Annotated in this window: 15 protein-coding genes; 9 read left to right on the top strand and 6 right to left on the bottom strand. The window is 78.4% G+C overall.

The features are described 5' to 3' along the window. Positions 1-578, bottom strand: a 578-nt coding sequence (locus VER05_RS04500; RefSeq protein ID WP_324844204.1) for a DsbA family protein, incomplete at its 3' end; no start/stop codon positions are given. 535 nt (positions 579-1,113) lie between these two features. Further along, positions 1,114-2,478, bottom strand: coding sequence for an MFS transporter (locus VER05_RS04495; protein ID WP_324844203.1), 1,365 nt, complete (start codon positions 2,476-2,478; stop codon positions 1,114-1,116). A 120-nt stretch (positions 2,479-2,598) separates the two neighbouring features. Between VER05_RS04495 and VER05_RS04490 the strand changes: the two genes are divergently transcribed. Both VER05_RS04490 and VER05_RS04485 read left to right on the top strand, forming a co-directional pair. Further along, on the top strand, positions 2,599-4,218 hold the full coding sequence (locus VER05_RS04490) for a methyl-accepting chemotaxis protein (protein WP_324844202.1): 1,620 nt from the start codon (positions 2,599-2,601) through the stop codon (positions 4,216-4,218). Positions 4,219-4,383: 165 nt separating this feature from the next. Then, a complete protein-coding gene (locus VER05_RS04485) occupies positions 4,384-5,493 on the top strand; it encodes a glycoside hydrolase family 99-like domain-containing protein (protein WP_324844201.1) in 1,110 nt (369 codons plus the stop codon). Between the two features lie 3 nt (positions 5,494-5,496). Here VER05_RS04485 and VER05_RS04480 read toward each other — a convergent pair whose 3' ends face one another. Then, positions 5,497-6,657, bottom strand: coding sequence for a GDSL-type esterase/lipase family protein (locus VER05_RS04480; protein WP_324844200.1), 1,161 nt, complete (start codon positions 6,655-6,657; stop codon positions 5,497-5,499). Further along, positions 6,654-7,268 carry a TetR/AcrR family transcriptional regulator gene (locus tag VER05_RS04475; RefSeq protein ID WP_324844199.1) on the bottom strand — a complete coding sequence of 205 codons (615 nt, stop codon included), beginning with the start codon at positions 7,266-7,268 and terminating at the stop codon, positions 6,654-6,656. The genes VER05_RS04480 and VER05_RS04475 overlap by 4 nt, the downstream gene beginning before the upstream one ends. Positions 7,269-7,340: 72 nt before the next feature. Here VER05_RS04475 and VER05_RS04470 point away from each other — a divergent pair, with 72 nt between their 5' ends. From VER05_RS04470 to VER05_RS04460, 3 genes are all read left to right on the top strand, one after another. Continuing rightward, positions 7,341-8,183: an HAD hydrolase family protein gene (locus VER05_RS04470; protein ID WP_414647553.1), complete on the top strand. Its 843-nt coding sequence runs from the start codon at positions 7,341-7,343 to the stop codon at positions 8,181-8,183. Between the two features lie 90 nt (positions 8,184-8,273). After that, entirely contained in the window at positions 8,274-8,723 is a 450-nt protein-coding gene (locus VER05_RS04465; protein ID WP_324844197.1) for a hypothetical protein, read from the top strand. Between the two features lie 7 nt (positions 8,724-8,730). Then, positions 8,731-9,417, top strand: a complete 687-nt coding sequence (locus VER05_RS04460) for a hypothetical protein (RefSeq protein ID WP_324844196.1) — start codon at positions 8,731-8,733, stop codon at positions 9,415-9,417. A gap of 18 nt (positions 9,418-9,435) precedes the next feature. On the opposite strand, the gene VER05_RS04455 is transcribed toward VER05_RS04460, so the two are convergent. Further along, positions 9,436-9,705 (bottom strand): hypothetical protein, encoded by a 270-nt coding sequence (locus tag VER05_RS04455; RefSeq protein WP_324844195.1) that lies wholly within the window; start codon positions 9,703-9,705, stop codon positions 9,436-9,438. Positions 9,706-9,852: 147 nt separating this feature from the next. On the opposite strand from VER05_RS04455, the gene VER05_RS04450 reads away from it, so the two are divergent. Further along, positions 9,853-10,188: a PadR family transcriptional regulator gene (locus tag VER05_RS04450; protein ID WP_324844194.1), complete on the top strand. Its 336-nt coding sequence runs from the start codon at positions 9,853-9,855 to the stop codon at positions 10,186-10,188. Further along, positions 10,188-11,372 (top strand): hypothetical protein, encoded by a 1,185-nt coding sequence (locus VER05_RS04445; protein ID WP_324844193.1) that lies wholly within the window; start codon positions 10,188-10,190, stop codon positions 11,370-11,372. Before VER05_RS04450 ends, VER05_RS04445 begins: the two co-directional genes overlap by 1 nt. 157 nt (positions 11,373-11,529) lie before the next feature. Here the strand turns inward: VER05_RS04445 and VER05_RS04440 are convergent, their stop codons facing one another. After that, positions 11,530-12,723 carry an acyltransferase gene (locus tag VER05_RS04440; protein WP_324844192.1) on the bottom strand — a complete coding sequence of 398 codons (1,194 nt, stop codon included), beginning with the start codon at positions 12,721-12,723 and terminating at the stop codon, positions 11,530-11,532. A gap of 308 nt (positions 12,724-13,031) precedes the next feature. On the opposite strand from VER05_RS04440, the gene VER05_RS04435 reads away from it, so the two are divergent. Further along, positions 13,032-13,925 carry a sugar phosphate isomerase/epimerase family protein gene (locus VER05_RS04435; RefSeq protein WP_324844191.1) on the top strand — a complete coding sequence of 298 codons (894 nt, stop codon included), beginning with the start codon at positions 13,032-13,034 and terminating at the stop codon, positions 13,923-13,925. A 118-nt stretch (positions 13,926-14,043) separates the two neighbouring features. Further along, complete coding sequence (locus tag VER05_RS04430; RefSeq protein ID WP_324844190.1) at positions 14,044-14,811, top strand: glycosyltransferase family A protein; 768 nt, start codon at positions 14,044-14,046, stop codon at positions 14,809-14,811. Positions 14,812-14,813: the final 2 nt, after the last annotated feature.

Below are 14,813 nucleotides of genomic sequence, written 5' to 3'. Positions count from 1 at the left end.
TCGGAGAGCCCGGCGGGGTCGTCCGTCGGCGGCTGCGCGGCCATGAGCGCGTGCAGCACGTCGACGTAGCGCTCGGGCGAGGCGTCCGCGACGACCGCCAGCGCGTTGACGGCGCGGGTGGAGTAGGTGCCGCCGAACCGGGCGTCGAGGAACGCGAGCGGCCGGTGCACCACGGTGACGCCGCCCTGGTCCACCAGGTCCATGAGGGCGTCCGCGTACTGCTCGTCGAACCGCTGGCACCAGGGGCACCACGGGTCCGCGTACACGTCGACGACGACGTCGCCCTCGCCGGCGACCCCGACGCCCGCCGCACTGATCGGGATGCCGCCCCGGTCGTCCGCCGCCTCCGGCGCGGTCACGTCCGCCAGCGCCGGCGGCACCACGTCCTCGTCGCCGCCGCCGTACCAGACCTGGTTGCCGGCGTCCCCGGGCGCGTCGTCGCCGCCCCCGCAGGCCGCGAGCGGCAGGGCGACGAGGCAGGCGGCGAGCAGGGTGCCGAGGGCGCGGGCCGTGCGGGACGGCGTGCGGTGCGCGCGGGCGCCGGCGCGGGTGCGCCACGGCGACGGTGCGGTCGTCATGGATGACTCCTCCGGGTGTGCCCCCCTCGAAGCGTCCGGCCCAGGCTCGCACGGCCCCGCGCGCCGGCGCCGCCCCCTAGGTCCCGGGTCCGGCGCAAAGCGCCCGACCTCCGCCGGACCTCCACGCGGCGACCACCGGCCCCGCCCGCCCGCGGGTCGCGACGCCCGCGGGGACGAGGGCCGGGGACGCCGGCAGCGCTCAGGGCCTGGCCGTCCGCGACGGGCACCTCTCCACCCACGCGACGACGGCTGTGGCGGCGGGGCTGCGGGTGCTCGCGGGGGCCCTCGCGGCTCTGCCGGTCGTTCGCTGTCCGGGAGGACCCGACCTCCCGCAGTGCGGACGAGGTTCGTCGGACACTGCCACCACCACCTCTCCCTCGCGGCAGCGAGGTCGAGGCGCCCCACTCCCACCCGGGACATCAGGTGCTGCGGCTCAGGTCGGAGGCGGCGTCGCGAGCCCAGGGACGCCGCCCACCTACGCAGTGCGGGGCCAGTCGCGTCATCCACAGGCCGGGGGCGGCCGCGCCTCCCGCGCTCACCCCCGCCGCGGCGCCAGCGCCCGGTCCACCGCGGCGAGCACCGTCGCCCCCGCCCCGGCGGCGAGGACCAGCCAGCCGATCGCGTGCAGCCCCGCGTCGGTCGGCTGCTCTCTGAACACCAGGCCGATCACGGCCGAGGACCCGATCGCCGCCAGGTACACCGAGGTCCGGGACAGGCCCGAGGCCGTGCCGATCTGGTCCGGCGGCGCCTGGCGGTACAGCGCCGCCTGGTTCGACACCGACGCCAGCCCCTGCGGCACCCCGAACACCGCGGCGACGACCAGCAGCAGCCACACCGGGGACGCCGACGTCAGCCCGAGCAGCAGCGTGCCCCCGACCACCGCGAGCGCCCCGGCGGCCACGAGCGGCGGCCGGAGCCGGGTGTTCCGCGCGACCGCGACCGACGCCAGCCCGGCGAGCACCGCCGTCGGCAGCTGGAGCAGCCCGGCGGCGTCGGGGTCGTACCCGGCCGCGCCCTGCAGCCACTGCGAGTAGCCGTAGACCACCGAGTACGCCGCGAGGTAGACGAGGAACATCCGCGCGTAGGTCCGGGTCAGCGCGCCGTTGCGGGCGAGCATCCGCACGTCGACGAACGGCGCCGCTCTCCCCCGCTCCCACAGCACGAACCCCGCCAGCAGCGCGACGGCGAGGGCGAGCAGCCACCACAGCGGGCGCGCGAGCTCGAGCAGGAACACCAGCAGCGCCGCGAGGCCCGTGGCGAACAGCAGGATGCCCACGACGTCGACGCCCGCCCGCGGTCCCGGCGCGTCCCGCGGCGGGCGCTCGTCGTCGCCCGGCACCCAGGCCGCCGTCATCGCCAGGGCGGTGAGCGCGAGCGGGACGTTGACCAGGAAGATCGCCCGCCAGTCGAACGCCGCGATCAGCACGCCGCCGAGCACCGGCCCCACCGCGGACGTGGTGAGGCTCGCGATCGACAGCCCGGACAGCAGGGCGGGCGGCGTCGGCCGGCCGGACCGCCGGGACTGGTCGCTGATCAGGGTCATCGCCGACGGGTACGCGGTGGACGTGCCGAGCCCGATGAGCACCCGGGCCGCGAGCACGCCGCCGAACCCGGGCCAGAGCAGCGGCAGCACGCCCGCGACCAGGACGCCGACCAGCCCGGCGGTGTAGACCCGCCGCGGGCCGAGCAGGTCGGCGAACCGGCCCATCACCGGCTGGGCGACCGCGCTCGCCAGGTACAGTCCCGCGACCAGCCAGATGGCGCGGGACGTCGGGATGCCCAGGTCCCGGGAGATCGGCACCAGCGCGACGGAGATCATCGTGGTGTTGATCGGGTTCAGCACGGGGCCGATCAGCACCGGCGCGACGAACCGGGGACCGAATCCGCGTTCTGAGGGCACGGCTCCCCACGCTACGACGTCGGGCGCCGCGGGGTTCACCCGGGCGGATCCCTCCCGGCCGCGGCACGGCTGCCGATGGGAGGCGGCGTCCCACCACCCCCTCCCCCGAACGGCGGTCCCGTGACCAGCAGCTGGAACCGGCAGTCCATCGGCGCGCGCATGGCGGCGGTCTTCGGGCTGCTGACCTCGCTGATCGTCGTCGCGATCGCCCTCGGCGTCGTCACCGCGCAGGTGCAGCGCACCTACGCCGGGCGGATCGCGGAGGCCGACCGGGTGCTGCGGCTGGCCGAGGAGGCGCGGTTCCAGATCGCCGACGCCACCGGCTGGCAGGGGCTGGTCGTGGCGGACACGGCGGCGCTCGGCCCCGAGGCGGCGCTCGCCGACTCGGCGTACAACCGCAGCAGCCTGCTGGCGACCGAGGTGGACGTGCGGGCCTGGCTCGCGGACCTGGACACCACCGGGGCGACGGCCGACGAGGTGCAGGCGTTCGACGCGCTGGCGGGCGCGTGGGACTCGTTCTTCGCCGGCGACGCCGCGGTGGTGGCGCTGCTCGCGACGGGGGACCCCGCGGACTACGCGGCGGCGCTGACCTCGATCAACGAGGGCGCCGCCGGCGACTCGTACGACGAGGTGCTGACCCTGGCGGACCAGATCCAGGCCTCGGCGGAGGCGCGCGTGCAGGACCTCCAGGCGCGGCAGCAGGCCGAGCAGGAGCAGGGCCGCGCGGTGCTCGTCGGGCTCGGGGTGCTGTCCGCGGCCTTCGCCGCGTACGCCGGCCGCAAGGTCACCCGGGACATCGCCGGGCCGGCCGGCCGCATCTCGGAGGTCGCCGCGGCGCTCGCCGAGGGCGACCTCACCCGCCGCACGGGCCTCGACGCGGGCGGCGAGATCTCCCGCGCGGGCAGGGCGCTGGACGACGCCGTCGACGCGGTGTCCGCGCTCGTCGGTCAGGTCGCGCGCACCGCGCAGGGCTCCGACGCCACGGTCGGCGCGCTGCGGGGTGCCGCGGCCGAGGGCGCCGCCGCCGCGCGGGACACGAGCGCGCAGGTCGGCGCGGTCTCGGCGTCCGCGGAGCAGGTGTCCCGGAACGTGCAGGCCGTCGCGGCGGGCGCCGAGCAGATGGGCGCGAGCATCCGGGAGATCGCGCAGAACGCGACCGAGGCGGCGCGGGTGGCCGCCCAGGCGATGTCCGAGGTGACGGCGACCAACGAGACCGTGGCCCGGCTCGGCGCCTCGTCCCAGGAGATCGGGAACGTCGTCAAGGTCATCACCTCGATCGCCGAGCAGACCAACCTGCTCGCGCTGAACGCCACCATCGAGGCCGCGCGCGCCGGCGAGGCCGGCAAGGGGTTCGCCGTCGTCGCGGGCGAGGTCAAGGAGCTGGCGACGGAGACGGCCCGCGCGACCGAGGACATCGCCCGCCGGGTCGAGGCCATCCAGGGCGACACCGCCGGCGCGGTGGACGCGATCGACGGCATCTCGCGGATCATCGGCCGGATCAACGACTACCAGCTGACGATCGCCTCCGCCGTCGAGGAGCAGACGGCGACCACGTCGGAGATGTCCCGCGGCGTCGCCGAGGCGGCCACAGGGGCCGGGGAGATCGCCGCGGGCCTGGGCTCGGTCGCGGCGGCGGCGGACGTGAGCGCGGGCACGCTCGCGCGCGTCGACGGCGACATGGCCCGGGTGGCCGACGCGTCGCGCGACATGGCGACGCAGATCGCCGCGTTCCGGGTCTGACCCCGGGCGCGCCGCGGGGTGCGCGCCCCGACGCGGACCGCACCGCCCGACCGCCAGGTGACCCCACCCTTGCGCGCCGCCCGGGCCCGGGAGAACACTCGCGGGCAGGTCCGCCGCCGTCCGGGCAGGCGCGGCGCACGCGGGCCCGGCCGAGGGGGTGGGCGCATGGACCTGGGGGCGCGCGCGATCGCGTTCTACCTGCCGCAGTTCCACCCGGTCCCGGAGAACGACGCGTGGTGGGGGCCCGGGTTCACCGAGTGGACCAACACCGTCCGCGGCCGGCCGCTGTTCCCCGGCCACCGCCAGCCGCACCTGCCCGCCGACCTCGGCTTCTACGACCTGCGGGTCCCCGAGGCGCGCGCGGCGCAGGCCGACCTCGCCCGCGCCCACGGCGTCGAGGCGTTCGCGTACTGGCACTACTGGTTCGGCGGGGGCCGGCGCCTGCTGGAGCGCCCGTTCGCCGAGGTGCTGGCCTCGGGCGAGCCGACGCTGCCGTTCTGCCTCGCGTGGGCGAACGAGACCTGGACCGGCACCTGGCACGGGGCGCCGGACCGCGTCCTGGTGGAGCAGACGTACCCCGACGGCGACGACCGCGCCCACCTGACGGCGCTGCTGCCCGCGTTCCGCGACCCGCGCTACCTGCGCGTCGACGACCGGCCCGTGCTGGTCGTGCACAAGCCGGGCGAGCTGCCCGACGCCCGGGCGTTCGTCGACCGCTGGCAGGCGCTCGCGCGCGCCGCCGGGCTGCCGGGCCTGTACCTGGTGGCGGAGGTCTCCGACTGGTTCGACTGGGGCGAGGGGTTCCCGGACGTCGAGGCGGTCGGCTTCGACGCGGGGATCCAGATGCGGCTGCCGGTGCGGTTCGGGCGACGGGAGTTCTGGCGCCGCCGGGTGGGACGGCGGCTGACCCGCGGGCCGGAGCACTACCCCGTGGACCCCGACCACCTCGCCCGCCGCGGGCTGGCCCCGACCCGGCAGCCCTGCGTGATGCCGAACTGGGACAACACCCCGCGGTCCGGGCGTCGCGGCGTCGTGATGACCGGCACCTCGCCCGCCGTGCTCCGCCGGCACGTGGCCGACGCGGTGGCGCTGCTCGCGGACCGGCCCGCGCCCGAGCGGCTCCTCTGGGTCAAGTCCTGGAACGAGTGGGCGGAGGGCAACTACCTGGAGCCGGACCAGGAGCACGGCACCGGCTGGCTCGAGGCGCTGCGGGACGGGCTGGCGGTGCCGGCGGCGAGGGCCGCCCACCGGGCCCCGGACCCGGCGCCCGCCTGACGATCAGCCCCGCGTCGCCCCGAACGGCCCGCCGGCCGCGAACGCCGCGGTCGCGAACCGCTCCCCGATCAGCCGGTGCGTCGCCGCGTCCGGGTGCAGCGCGTCCGGCAGCGGGTGCTGCTCGGCGTCCGCCGGGCCGTAGAGCGACAGGCCGTCGAGCAGGTGCAGGTGCGGGTCGTCGGCCCGCCGCCCCGCGACGGCCGCGAGCGCGTCCCGCACGACCCGGAGCGTGAGCCGCCCGGACGACGGGTCGCCGCCGCCCGTCGCCACGAACCGCGCCCGGCCCGCCGCGAGCTCCGTCACGTCGAACGCCCCGGGCCCGGGGGTGTCCTCGTGGATGCCGCAGAAGATCGGCGTCACCAGCACCAGGGGCGTGTCCGGGTGCCCGTCGCGGATCGTGTCGAGGAACCCGTGCACCGCCGCCTCGAACGTCCGCCGCCGCATCCCGTCGAGGTTCACGACGTTGATCCCGAGCTTCACGCTGATGAGGTCGGCCGGGGCGTCCCGGATCACCCGCGCGGTGGCAGGGTCGACCAGCGCGCTGCCGCCGAGGCCCAGGTTCCGCAGGTCGACGCCGCCGAGGCGCGCCGCGACGGCGGGCCAGGTCCCGGTGGGCGTCGCGGCGTTGGACCCGTGGCTGATCGACGAGCCGTGGTGCACCCACACCCGGCGGTCGTCGGCCGCGGGCCGCACCGGGGCGTCGGCGCGCAGGGCGACGACCTCGACCGACTCGTTGTGCGGCAGCCACACCTCGACGGTCTTGTCCCCCGCGGGCAGGCCGGTGAACGCGACGGCCTGCGGCGCGCCGGGCAGCAGCACGGAGGCGCCGGTCGCGAGGTCGGTCTCGACCGCGTCGCCCCCGGTCAGCGGCTCGCTCGCGAGCACGGCGCCGTCGACGACCAGGTCGACCGCGCCGCGGGGCCGCTCGACCTGGCGGTAGGCGAGCCGGGTCGGGTGCAGCACGACCTCGACGGCGGTGGCCGTGGTCGCGAACGCGAGCCGGACGCCGGACGGCTGCGCCTCCATCGCGGCCAGCTGCGGGTCGCCGAGCTGCCGGCCCACCCAGGCGGGCAGCCGGTGCGGGCGCAGCCCGCGCGCGGTCGTCTCGGTCCACGCGGCGCCGCGGACGAGGGCGGCGAGGTCGGACGGGGGGACGTCGATCATGCGGGGGTGTCCTCGGGGTCGGTGGCGGACGCGCGGGGCGACGCGGGGGCGGGCCAGGCCCGCAGGAGGGCGTCGAGCGCGTCGACGGCCCGGCCCCACGAGTCGGCGGGGGCGGGTGCGCTGTGGTCGAAGCTGCCGATGCGCTCGAGCTGGACGAAGCCGTTGATGGTGCTGCCGAGCAGCCGGATGACGTGCACCCGCTGGTCGGCGGGCAGGGCGTAGCCGCGGAGCAGGGCGTCCGTGAGCGCGACGACGTCCACGGCGGACGGCGCGGCGACCGCGGCCGGCCCGGCGCGGCGCTGCATCGCGGCCCACCGGCCGGGGTGCTCGCGCGCGTAGTCGCGGAACGCGTCGGCGTACCCGCGCAGCGCGTCCCGGCCCGACCGCCCGGCGATCCCGGTGGCGATCCGGGCCGCGACCTCGGCCATCGCGAGCGCCGTGACGCCGTCGAGCAGCGCGGCGCGGTCCCGGACGTGCGCGTACAGGCTGGCGGTCTGCACCCCCAGCCGCCGGGCGACGGCGGACAGCGTGAGCGCGTCGAAGCCGGCCTCGTCGGCCAGCGCCGCGGCGTCGGCGACGACGAGGGCGGGGGTCAGTCCGGCGCGGGTCACGGGCCCAACCTACACCTCGTAGGTAGCAACCTCACGGGCATAGGAACCCGCAGGTGCGAGAGGATGGGTCGCGTGACTGCTGCGCCCTCGGCCCCCCGGTACGTGTTCCTCGACGTCGACGGGACGTACGCGCACCACGGCGAGGTCCCCCCGGGCCACGAGCGGGTCGTCCGGGCGGCGCGGGCCAACGGGCACCGGGTGCTGCTGTGCACCGGCCGGCCGACGTCGATGCTGCCGGAGCGGATCCGCGCGGCGGGCTTCGACGGGATCGTGGCCTCCGCCGGCGGGTACGTCGAGGTCGGCGGCGAGGTCCTGCGCGACCAGCGGTTCCCCGCGGACCTCGCGGCGCGCGCGATCGAGGTGCTCGACCGGCACGACGCGGCCTACCTGCTGGAGGCGCCCGACGCGCTCTACGGCCGGCCCGGCGTGGACCGGCGGCTGGGCGAGCTGCTGGACGGCCACTTCGGCCGCGGCGGGGCGGACGGGGCGGCCAGCCCGCTGGAGATCCTCTCCGCGCTGCAGACGCCCGACGACCTGACGGCCTGCTCGTTCGCCAAGATCACCTACTTCGGCGCCGCGATCCCGTGGCCGGAGCTCGGCGCCGAGCTCGGGGACCGCCTCGGCATCCTGCCCAGCTCGATCGCCGCGATGGGCGAGTCCGCGGGCGAGATCTACCTGGTCGGCGTGCACAAGGCGCTCGGCATCGAGGCCGTCACCGCGCACCTGGGCGTGCCGCGCGAGGACGTGATCGCGTTCGGCGACGGGCTCAACGACCTGGAGATGCTGGAGCACGCCGGCACCGGCGTCGCCATCGAGGGCGCGGACCCGCGGCTGCTCGCGGTCGCCGACCTGGTCGTGGCCGGCCCGCAGGCCGAGGGCCTGGTGGCGGGGTTCGCGCGGGTCGGCCTGGTCTGACGCCGGGCGGCTGGGGAGGAACCGGGGTCGGCGGCAGATCGGCCGCCGAACCGGCCCACCGGGGGCGCCGACTGGCCTAGCGTGGCGGCGATGAGCCTGCCCAGCGCCGCCCCGCTCCCGCCCGCGCCCGGACCGCGCCTCGTGCCGCCGTCCTCCCGCGCCCTGCTGACCGCCCGCCTGGTGCTGGTCGTCGTGGTGCTCGCGGGCGCGGCGTACGCGCTGACCCGGCCTGGGCCCGGGGAGCCGTCGGCGACCGGGGCGCTCGGGGTGCTGGACGTCCTGCTGTCGGTCGCCGCGCTCGGCGGGACGATCGCGGTGGTCGCCGGCTGGCCCGAGCCGCGGCTCGCGACCCGGTGGGCGTGGTTCTGGCTGATCGCCTACTTCTGGCCGGCCGCGCTCGTGTTCCTGCTCCTGGAGCCGACGCCGGCCTGGCGCCGCGGGCCCGTCCGCGCGCCGCGCCGGCGGCTGACCGGCGGCTGGGGCTTCCTCCTCGCGCTGCTGCTCGGGACGCCGCTCATCGCGCTGCTGACGGGACGCTGACCGGCCGGTGAGCGCGACGACCCCCGCCGTGGCCCCCGACGTCCACCCCGCCGCCGGGCGCCGGGTGCCGCCCTCGTCGCGCGCGCACCTGGTCCTGCGGCTGGTGCTGCTCGTCGCGCTCGCCGCGGGCGCGGTGCAGTCGGCGACGCAGCCCGCGCAGCGCACCGCGGACCAGCTCGCGGCGGCGCTGGCGGCGGGCGAGGTCGCCACCCTCACCATCGAGCGGCCCACCGTGCCCACGGGCGGCGAGCTCGGCGTGGCGTGGACCGGCGACGGCCGTCCCGGTCGAGCGACGTACCGGTACGACTCGATGTCGGACACCCCGGTGGACGAGGGCCGCCGGCTGCTCGCCGCGGCCGCCGCCTCGCCGCGGGACGTCGAGGTGCGCCAGGTCGAGGAGCTCGCGAGCGCGTCCAGCCCGACGTGGCAGCTGTACCTCGCGCTCGGCGTGCTGGTCGCGCTGCCGCTCACCCTGTTCGCCGGCCCCGAGCCCCGGCTCGCGACGCGGTGGGCGTGGTTCTGGCTGGTCGTGCACGCGTGGCCGGCCGCGCTCGCCTACGTCGCGCTGGAGCCGACCCCCGTCTGGGACCGGCGCGGTCTCGCCGCGCCGGAGCGCCGGCTCACCGCCGGGTGGGCGTTCCTCATCGGCCTGCTGGTCGGCCCGCCGCTGCTGCGCGCGCTGACCGGCGCCTGACGCGCCCGCCCGCCGGGGTCACCAGCCGGCGACCTGCCGCAGCCCCTCGGCGGGCGTGAGCTGCACGAGCGAGAAGCCGCCCGCGTCCTCGACCTCCAGGCTCACCGCGGCGGCGCGGCCGCGCTGGTGCCGCGCGACCCACTCGAGCACCTCGAGCACGTCCCCGACGTCGACCAGCCGCCAGCGCTCCGCCGGCGCGCCCACCGAGGCGAGGAGGTCCACGACGTACACCGGGTGCTCCACCTGGACCCACGAGTACCGCGTGCCCACGTCCCGAACCGCCTGCATCCGCCCGACCTCTCTCGCGCCCGACCGTCGGCACCGAGTGTGGCGGGCGCAGGTGAACGCCGGGGGTCCGGGAGATGGGGACTCGCTGTGCGTCCGCGGGAGCCGTCCCCCTTGCCGCCATGCATCGCGCCGCGATATATATCGCCCATGGCCATGCGACTCACCGAGCAGGCGTACCTGGTGCTGCTCGCCCTCGCGGACGAGCCCCGGCACGGCTACGGCGTCGTCCAGGAGGTGCGCGCGCTGTCCGGCGGCACGGTGCGGCTCGGCGCGGGCACGCTGTACGGGATCCTCGACCGGCTCGTGGGGGCCGGCTACGCCGAGGGCTCGGGCGAGGTGGTCGTCGACGGGCGGCTGCGCCGGTACTACCGGCTCACCCCGGAGGGCCACGACGCCCTGACCGCCGAGACCGCGCGGCTGGCCGCGCTGGCCCGGCGCGCCGACCGGCTGCTCGGCGGCGTGGCCCGCCCGGGGATCGCCTGATGGGCCCGAGCGTGGACCCGGCGTTCGTGCGCTCGGTCGGCCGGTGGCTGCGCGCGTACCCGCGCCGGTGGCGGGTCGCCCGCGGGGCGGAGGTCACCGCGGTGCTCGCCGACCTCGCGCCCGCGGGAGCCCGGCGGCTCGACCTGCGCTCGGGGCTGGGGTTGCTCGTCGCCGGCTGGGCGACCCGGTGGCGGGAGCACCCGCCGCTGCTCGCGTACCTCGGCTACGTGGGCCTCGAGCTGCGGCTCGACCCGCGGTACCGCGACTGGGCGCGCGACGACATCGAGGGGCCGTGGTTCGCCGTCCGCCGGTGGCTCGTCACGTTCGCGGTGGTCGGCGTGATCGCCTGGCTCCCCGCGCTCGGCGGCGACGCCCTGTCGTTCGACTCGTCCACCTTCTTCCGCGCCTGGGCTCCGACGATACTGCTCGGCATCGCGATCTGGGGCGGGCACTGGCGCGCCCGGATGGTCGCCCGCCAGCTGGTGGTGCACCCCGGGGAGACGGTCACGCCGAGCGGGCGCATCCCCGGGCGCGTCGCCCGGCCCCGGGTCGAGGCGCGGTCCTGGCTGGCCGCCGCGCGGGTGGTGGCGGTGTCGGTTCTGGTGCTGTGCGGGGTCGCGCTCGCGATCGCCCCGAACCGGACCGACGCCGTCCTCGACGGCGTCGGCTTCCAGGTCACGTCGGCCCCGATGACGACGGGGACGCGGGCCGCCGGGATCGGGCTCGCGGCGCTCGGCGCGCTGGTGGGCCTCGCGCTCGCCCGGTGGGCGGTCGGTCCGCGCCTGCGCGCGTGGCGACCCGCCGCCCAGCCGTACCGGTGGGTCGTGCCGCTCGGCGCCCCGGGCCGCACCCGGCTCGCGGCGGCCGTCGGCGGCGGGGCACTGCTGGCCCTGGTGGTGCCGGGGTTCGCCGCGCTGCTCGCCGGCCCGGTCGCGGCGCTCGCCGCGGCGGCGCTCCCGGTGCTGGCCGCCGCCCGGCGCGTCGTCGCGGCCGGCGGGACGGGTGCCGTGGCCGGGGTCGACGTCGTCCGCGCGCTGCGCCGGCAGCCGGACCGGGCCGACCTCCCGGTCGACGGATACCTGCCCGCGGCCGACTGGCTGCCGGTCGGCACGGTCGTGCCGCTGCCCGGCGACCCGGCACCCCCCGCCCCCGCGCCGGGGACGGCGGTCGAGCGCCGGGGCTGAGCGCTGACGGCGACGCCGGGGCTGACCGCCGCGGCCCCGCCGAGATCGGTGGCTCTGCGCGAGATCGGTGGTGGCAGGCACCGATCTCGGCCCGAACCACCGATCTCGCCGCCCCGGTGGCCGGGCCGGCGCCCGCCCGGCGCGACCCCCGCCGCGGTCAGCCCACCGGCGCCGCGCGCCGGGTCAGCCGCCGCCCGACCCCGCGGGACAGCCGGTGCGACGGCCGCTCCACCGCCCGGAAGAACCCCTCCGCCAGGAGCAGGGACGCCGGCACCGTGAGCAGCAGCACCGCGGGCGAGGTCCACCCGGTCAGGTAGCCGACCGCCACGACGACCGGCTCGTGCACCAGGTACAGGCTGAACGACCGGGTGCCGAGCCAGCGCACCGCGGGGTGCCGCAGCGGCCGGGCGAGCGGCCCGAGCGCCGCGAGCACCAGCAGCCCCGCGCCCGCGGCCTGCAGCACGCGGGTCAGCGCCGCCACCCCGAGCGGGACGTCCGCGCGGTCCCCGCCGAGGTCGAGCAGCCAGTAGCTCGTCGTCAGCAGGACGGCCGCGACCAGCACCCCCGCCCACGCGGCGCTCCCCCACCGCGCCGTGACCGCGGCCACCCGGTCCCGCCCGGCGGCCAGCACGCAGCCCAGCGCGAACAGCGGCAGCTGGTACAGCGCGCCGAGCGCGTACGGCTGGTCGACCGGACCGGTGACCGCCCCGAGCCAGGCCACGGCCGCGAGCGCGCCGAGCACCAGCGGGGCCCAGTGCCGCAGCCGCGTCGCCAGCAGCACGAACGCCGGCAGCAGCAGGGAGAACAGCACCTCCCAGCGCAGCGACCACAGCGCCGTCATCGTGGAGCCGGCCGGGCCGACGAGCAGCAGCAGGTCGCCGAGCACGCCGGCCCGGCCGACGTCGCCGTGGAACGTCAGCCACGGGCTGAGCCCGGACGTGTCACCCGCCGGCACGGCGAACCGCAGGGCCACCGCCAGCACGACCGCGGCCCACACCGGCAGATACAGCCGGAGCAGCCGCTGCGGGTAGTACGGCCCCCAGCGGTGCGCGGGGCGGGTCGCCGCGACGGTCAGCACGAACCCGCTCAGCACGAAGAACACCTGCACCGCGACCTCGCCGTCCCAGAGCAGGTGCAGCGGGGTCGCCGACACGGCCTGGACGAGCGCGCCGCGCGGGGCGGCCGGGTCGTCGTGCACCGCCATCAGCGCCGGGGTCAGCAGCAGCGAGTGGTGCACGAGCACGACGAGCGCCGCGACGCCGCGCAGACCGTCGAGGCCCGGCAGCCGGCCGCCGGTCCCGCCGGCCGGTGCTCCCGGGGCCCGGCCGCGCACGGCCGTCGGAGCGGACATCGGCACCTCCGCGTCGAGGGGCCGGCCCGGGCGCCCGACGCGCCCCGGCGTCGCGACCCGAGGGTCCGTTGATAGCCCGGATCGCGGGCGCGCGTGTCCGTTTTGCACGGTTTTCGCCCGTTCGGCCCCGTCGACTCACCCGCCGCGGCCCGTCGGCGCCGGGGTCGAGTGGACGTCTGTGACGGACACGCCGTCGGCGTGTCCGTCAGCAACGTCCACTCCCGGGCGGCGGGAGGGGCGCGGGCGGGGAGCACCCGGGGAGCACCCGGGGAGCACCCAGGCAGGCCCGACGGTGGCAGGCTCGACGCATGGGTGCGACGACGCACGACGACCTGGTGGCCTCCGCCTGGACCTGGGCGGGCGACGTCCGGCCCGGCGACCCCTCCGAGGCGTCGCCGGTGCCCGTGCTCGAGCGCCTGGTCGCCGTGCGGGACGCCGGATGGGCGGGCGTCGGCCTCGTGCACGCGGACCTCGTGGCCTGGCGGAGCACGCTCGGCCTGCGTCGGCTGCGCCGGCTGCTCGCCGACCACGGCGTCACGCACGTGGAGGTCGAGCTGCTGGACGGCTGGTGGCGCCACGGCGACCCGCGGGCGGCCGCCGTCCGGCGGGACCTGCTCGACGCCGGCGAGGCGCTCGGCGCGGCGACCGTCAAGGCGGCGGTGGGCGTCGGCGCGGCCGGCCGGGGCCCGGTCGGGCGCGCGCGGCTCGCGGACGCCCTCGGGGCGCTCGCGACGGAGGCCGCGGGGCGCGGGCTGCGGGTCGCCCTGGAGCCCATGGCCATCTCCCGCCTGCCGTCCGTGGCGGAGGCCTGTGCCCTGGTGCGGGAGGTCGACCACCCGGCCGCCGGGCTGGCGCTCGACACCTGGCACGTGCACCGCGGCGGCACCCCGTACGCCGACCTGGCCGCGCTCCTGCCGCCGGGGCGGCTGCTGCTCGTCGAGCTCGGCGACGCGCGCGCCGCGCCGGCGGGCGACCTCGTCGCCGACGGCCGGGACCACCGCCTGCTCCCGGGGGACGGCGACCTCGGGACCGCCGCGTTCGCGGCCGCGCTGGTCCGGGCGGGCTGGTCGGGGCCGTGGGGCGTCGAGGTGCTGTCGGCGGCGCACCGCGCGGCCCCGCTGGGCGAGGCGCTGGCGGCGGCGCACCGGGCGGGGGTCGCGACGGTGGCCCGCGCGCGGACCCTCGCGGGGGCCTCGGCCTGACGGCCGCGCGCGCCGCGCCGCCCGCCGCGGCCGGCGCGCCGCGGCGCCTCCCCGGTTGCCGGGCGGCGCGGCGCGTGCGGGGATGGGGCGTGCCCGCCGACCCCGCCGGGGCGCGCCCGTGACCGGCCGCCCTCCCCTGCGCATCTCCGTCGTCGTCCCCGCGCGCGACGAGGAGGACCGGCTGCCCCGGTGCCTCGCCTCGCTCGCCGCGCAGACCCGCCCCGCCGACGAGGTCCTCGTCGTGGACAACGCGAGCGGCGACGGCACCGCCCGGGTGGCCGCGGCGGCCGGGGCGCGCGTCCTGCACGAGCCGGAGCTCGGCATCTGGCCCGCCGCCGCGGCCGGGTACGACGCCGCGACCGGCGACGTGATCGCGCGCGTCGACGCGGACACCGTGCTGCCGCCGGACTGGCTCGCCCGGGTGGAGGCGCTGCTCGCCGAGGACCCCGGCTGCGCCGCGGTGACCGGCCCGGGGCGGTTCCGGCTCGGGCCGCTCGGCGGGTGGCTCGCGCACCGGCTCTACATGCGGCCGTACTTCGTGCTCGGCGGGCTCGCGCTCGGCGGGTCGCCGGTGTTCGGCTCCGCCTGCGCGGTGCGGCGGTCGGCGTGGCGTGCGGCGCGGGCGGACGTGCACCGGGACCACGACGTGCACGACGACCTGGACCTGAGCTTCCACCTGCCGCGGGGCTCCGTGCGGTACGACCGGTCGCTCGCGGTGTCCATCTCCGCGCGCCCGCTGCGGTCGCCGGGCGGGATGCTGCGGCGGCTGGCGCGGGGCTGGCGGTCGGTGGTGCTGCACTGGCCCGAGCAGGCGCCGTGGCGCGCGGCCGCCCGCCGGTGGGACGCGCGGCGCGCGACCGGGAGCCCCCGGGGCCGACCCCGCTGACC

Source organism: Cellulomonas sp. (assembly GCF_035634735.1).
Lineage (GTDB): Bacteria > Actinomycetota > Actinomycetes > Actinomycetales > Cellulomonadaceae > Cellulomonas.
Note: the sequence above shows the minus strand (reverse complement) of the source record. Positions and strands in the feature narration are given on the sequence as shown.

What these genes read in the sequence shown, in the direction of transcription:
- VER05_RS04485 (WP_324844201.1), top strand. Translation starts at nt 4,384, where the DNA reads ATGGACCTGGGGGCGCGCGCGATCGCGTTCTACCTGCCGCAGTTCCAC.
- VER05_RS04480 (WP_324844200.1), bottom strand. Translation starts at nt 6,657, where the DNA reads ATGATCGACGTCCCCCCGTCCGACCTCGCCGCCCTCGTCCGCGGCGCC.
- VER05_RS04465 (WP_324844197.1), top strand. Translation starts at nt 8,274, where the DNA reads ATGAGCCTGCCCAGCGCCGCCCCGCTCCCGCCCGCGCCCGGACCGCGC.
- VER05_RS04455 (WP_324844195.1), bottom strand. Translation starts at nt 9,705, where the DNA reads ATGCAGGCGGTTCGGGACGTGGGCACGCGGTACTCGTGGGTCCAGGTG.
- VER05_RS04450 (WP_324844194.1), top strand. Translation starts at nt 9,853, where the DNA reads ATGGCCATGCGACTCACCGAGCAGGCGTACCTGGTGCTGCTCGCCCTC.
- VER05_RS04445 (WP_324844193.1), top strand. Translation starts at nt 10,188, where the DNA reads ATGGGCCCGAGCGTGGACCCGGCGTTCGTGCGCTCGGTCGGCCGGTGG.
- VER05_RS04440 (WP_324844192.1), bottom strand. Translation starts at nt 12,723, where the DNA reads ATGTCCGCTCCGACGGCCGTGCGCGGCCGGGCCCCGGGAGCACCGGCC.
- VER05_RS04435 (WP_324844191.1), top strand. Translation starts at nt 13,032, where the DNA reads ATGGGTGCGACGACGCACGACGACCTGGTGGCCTCCGCCTGGACCTGG.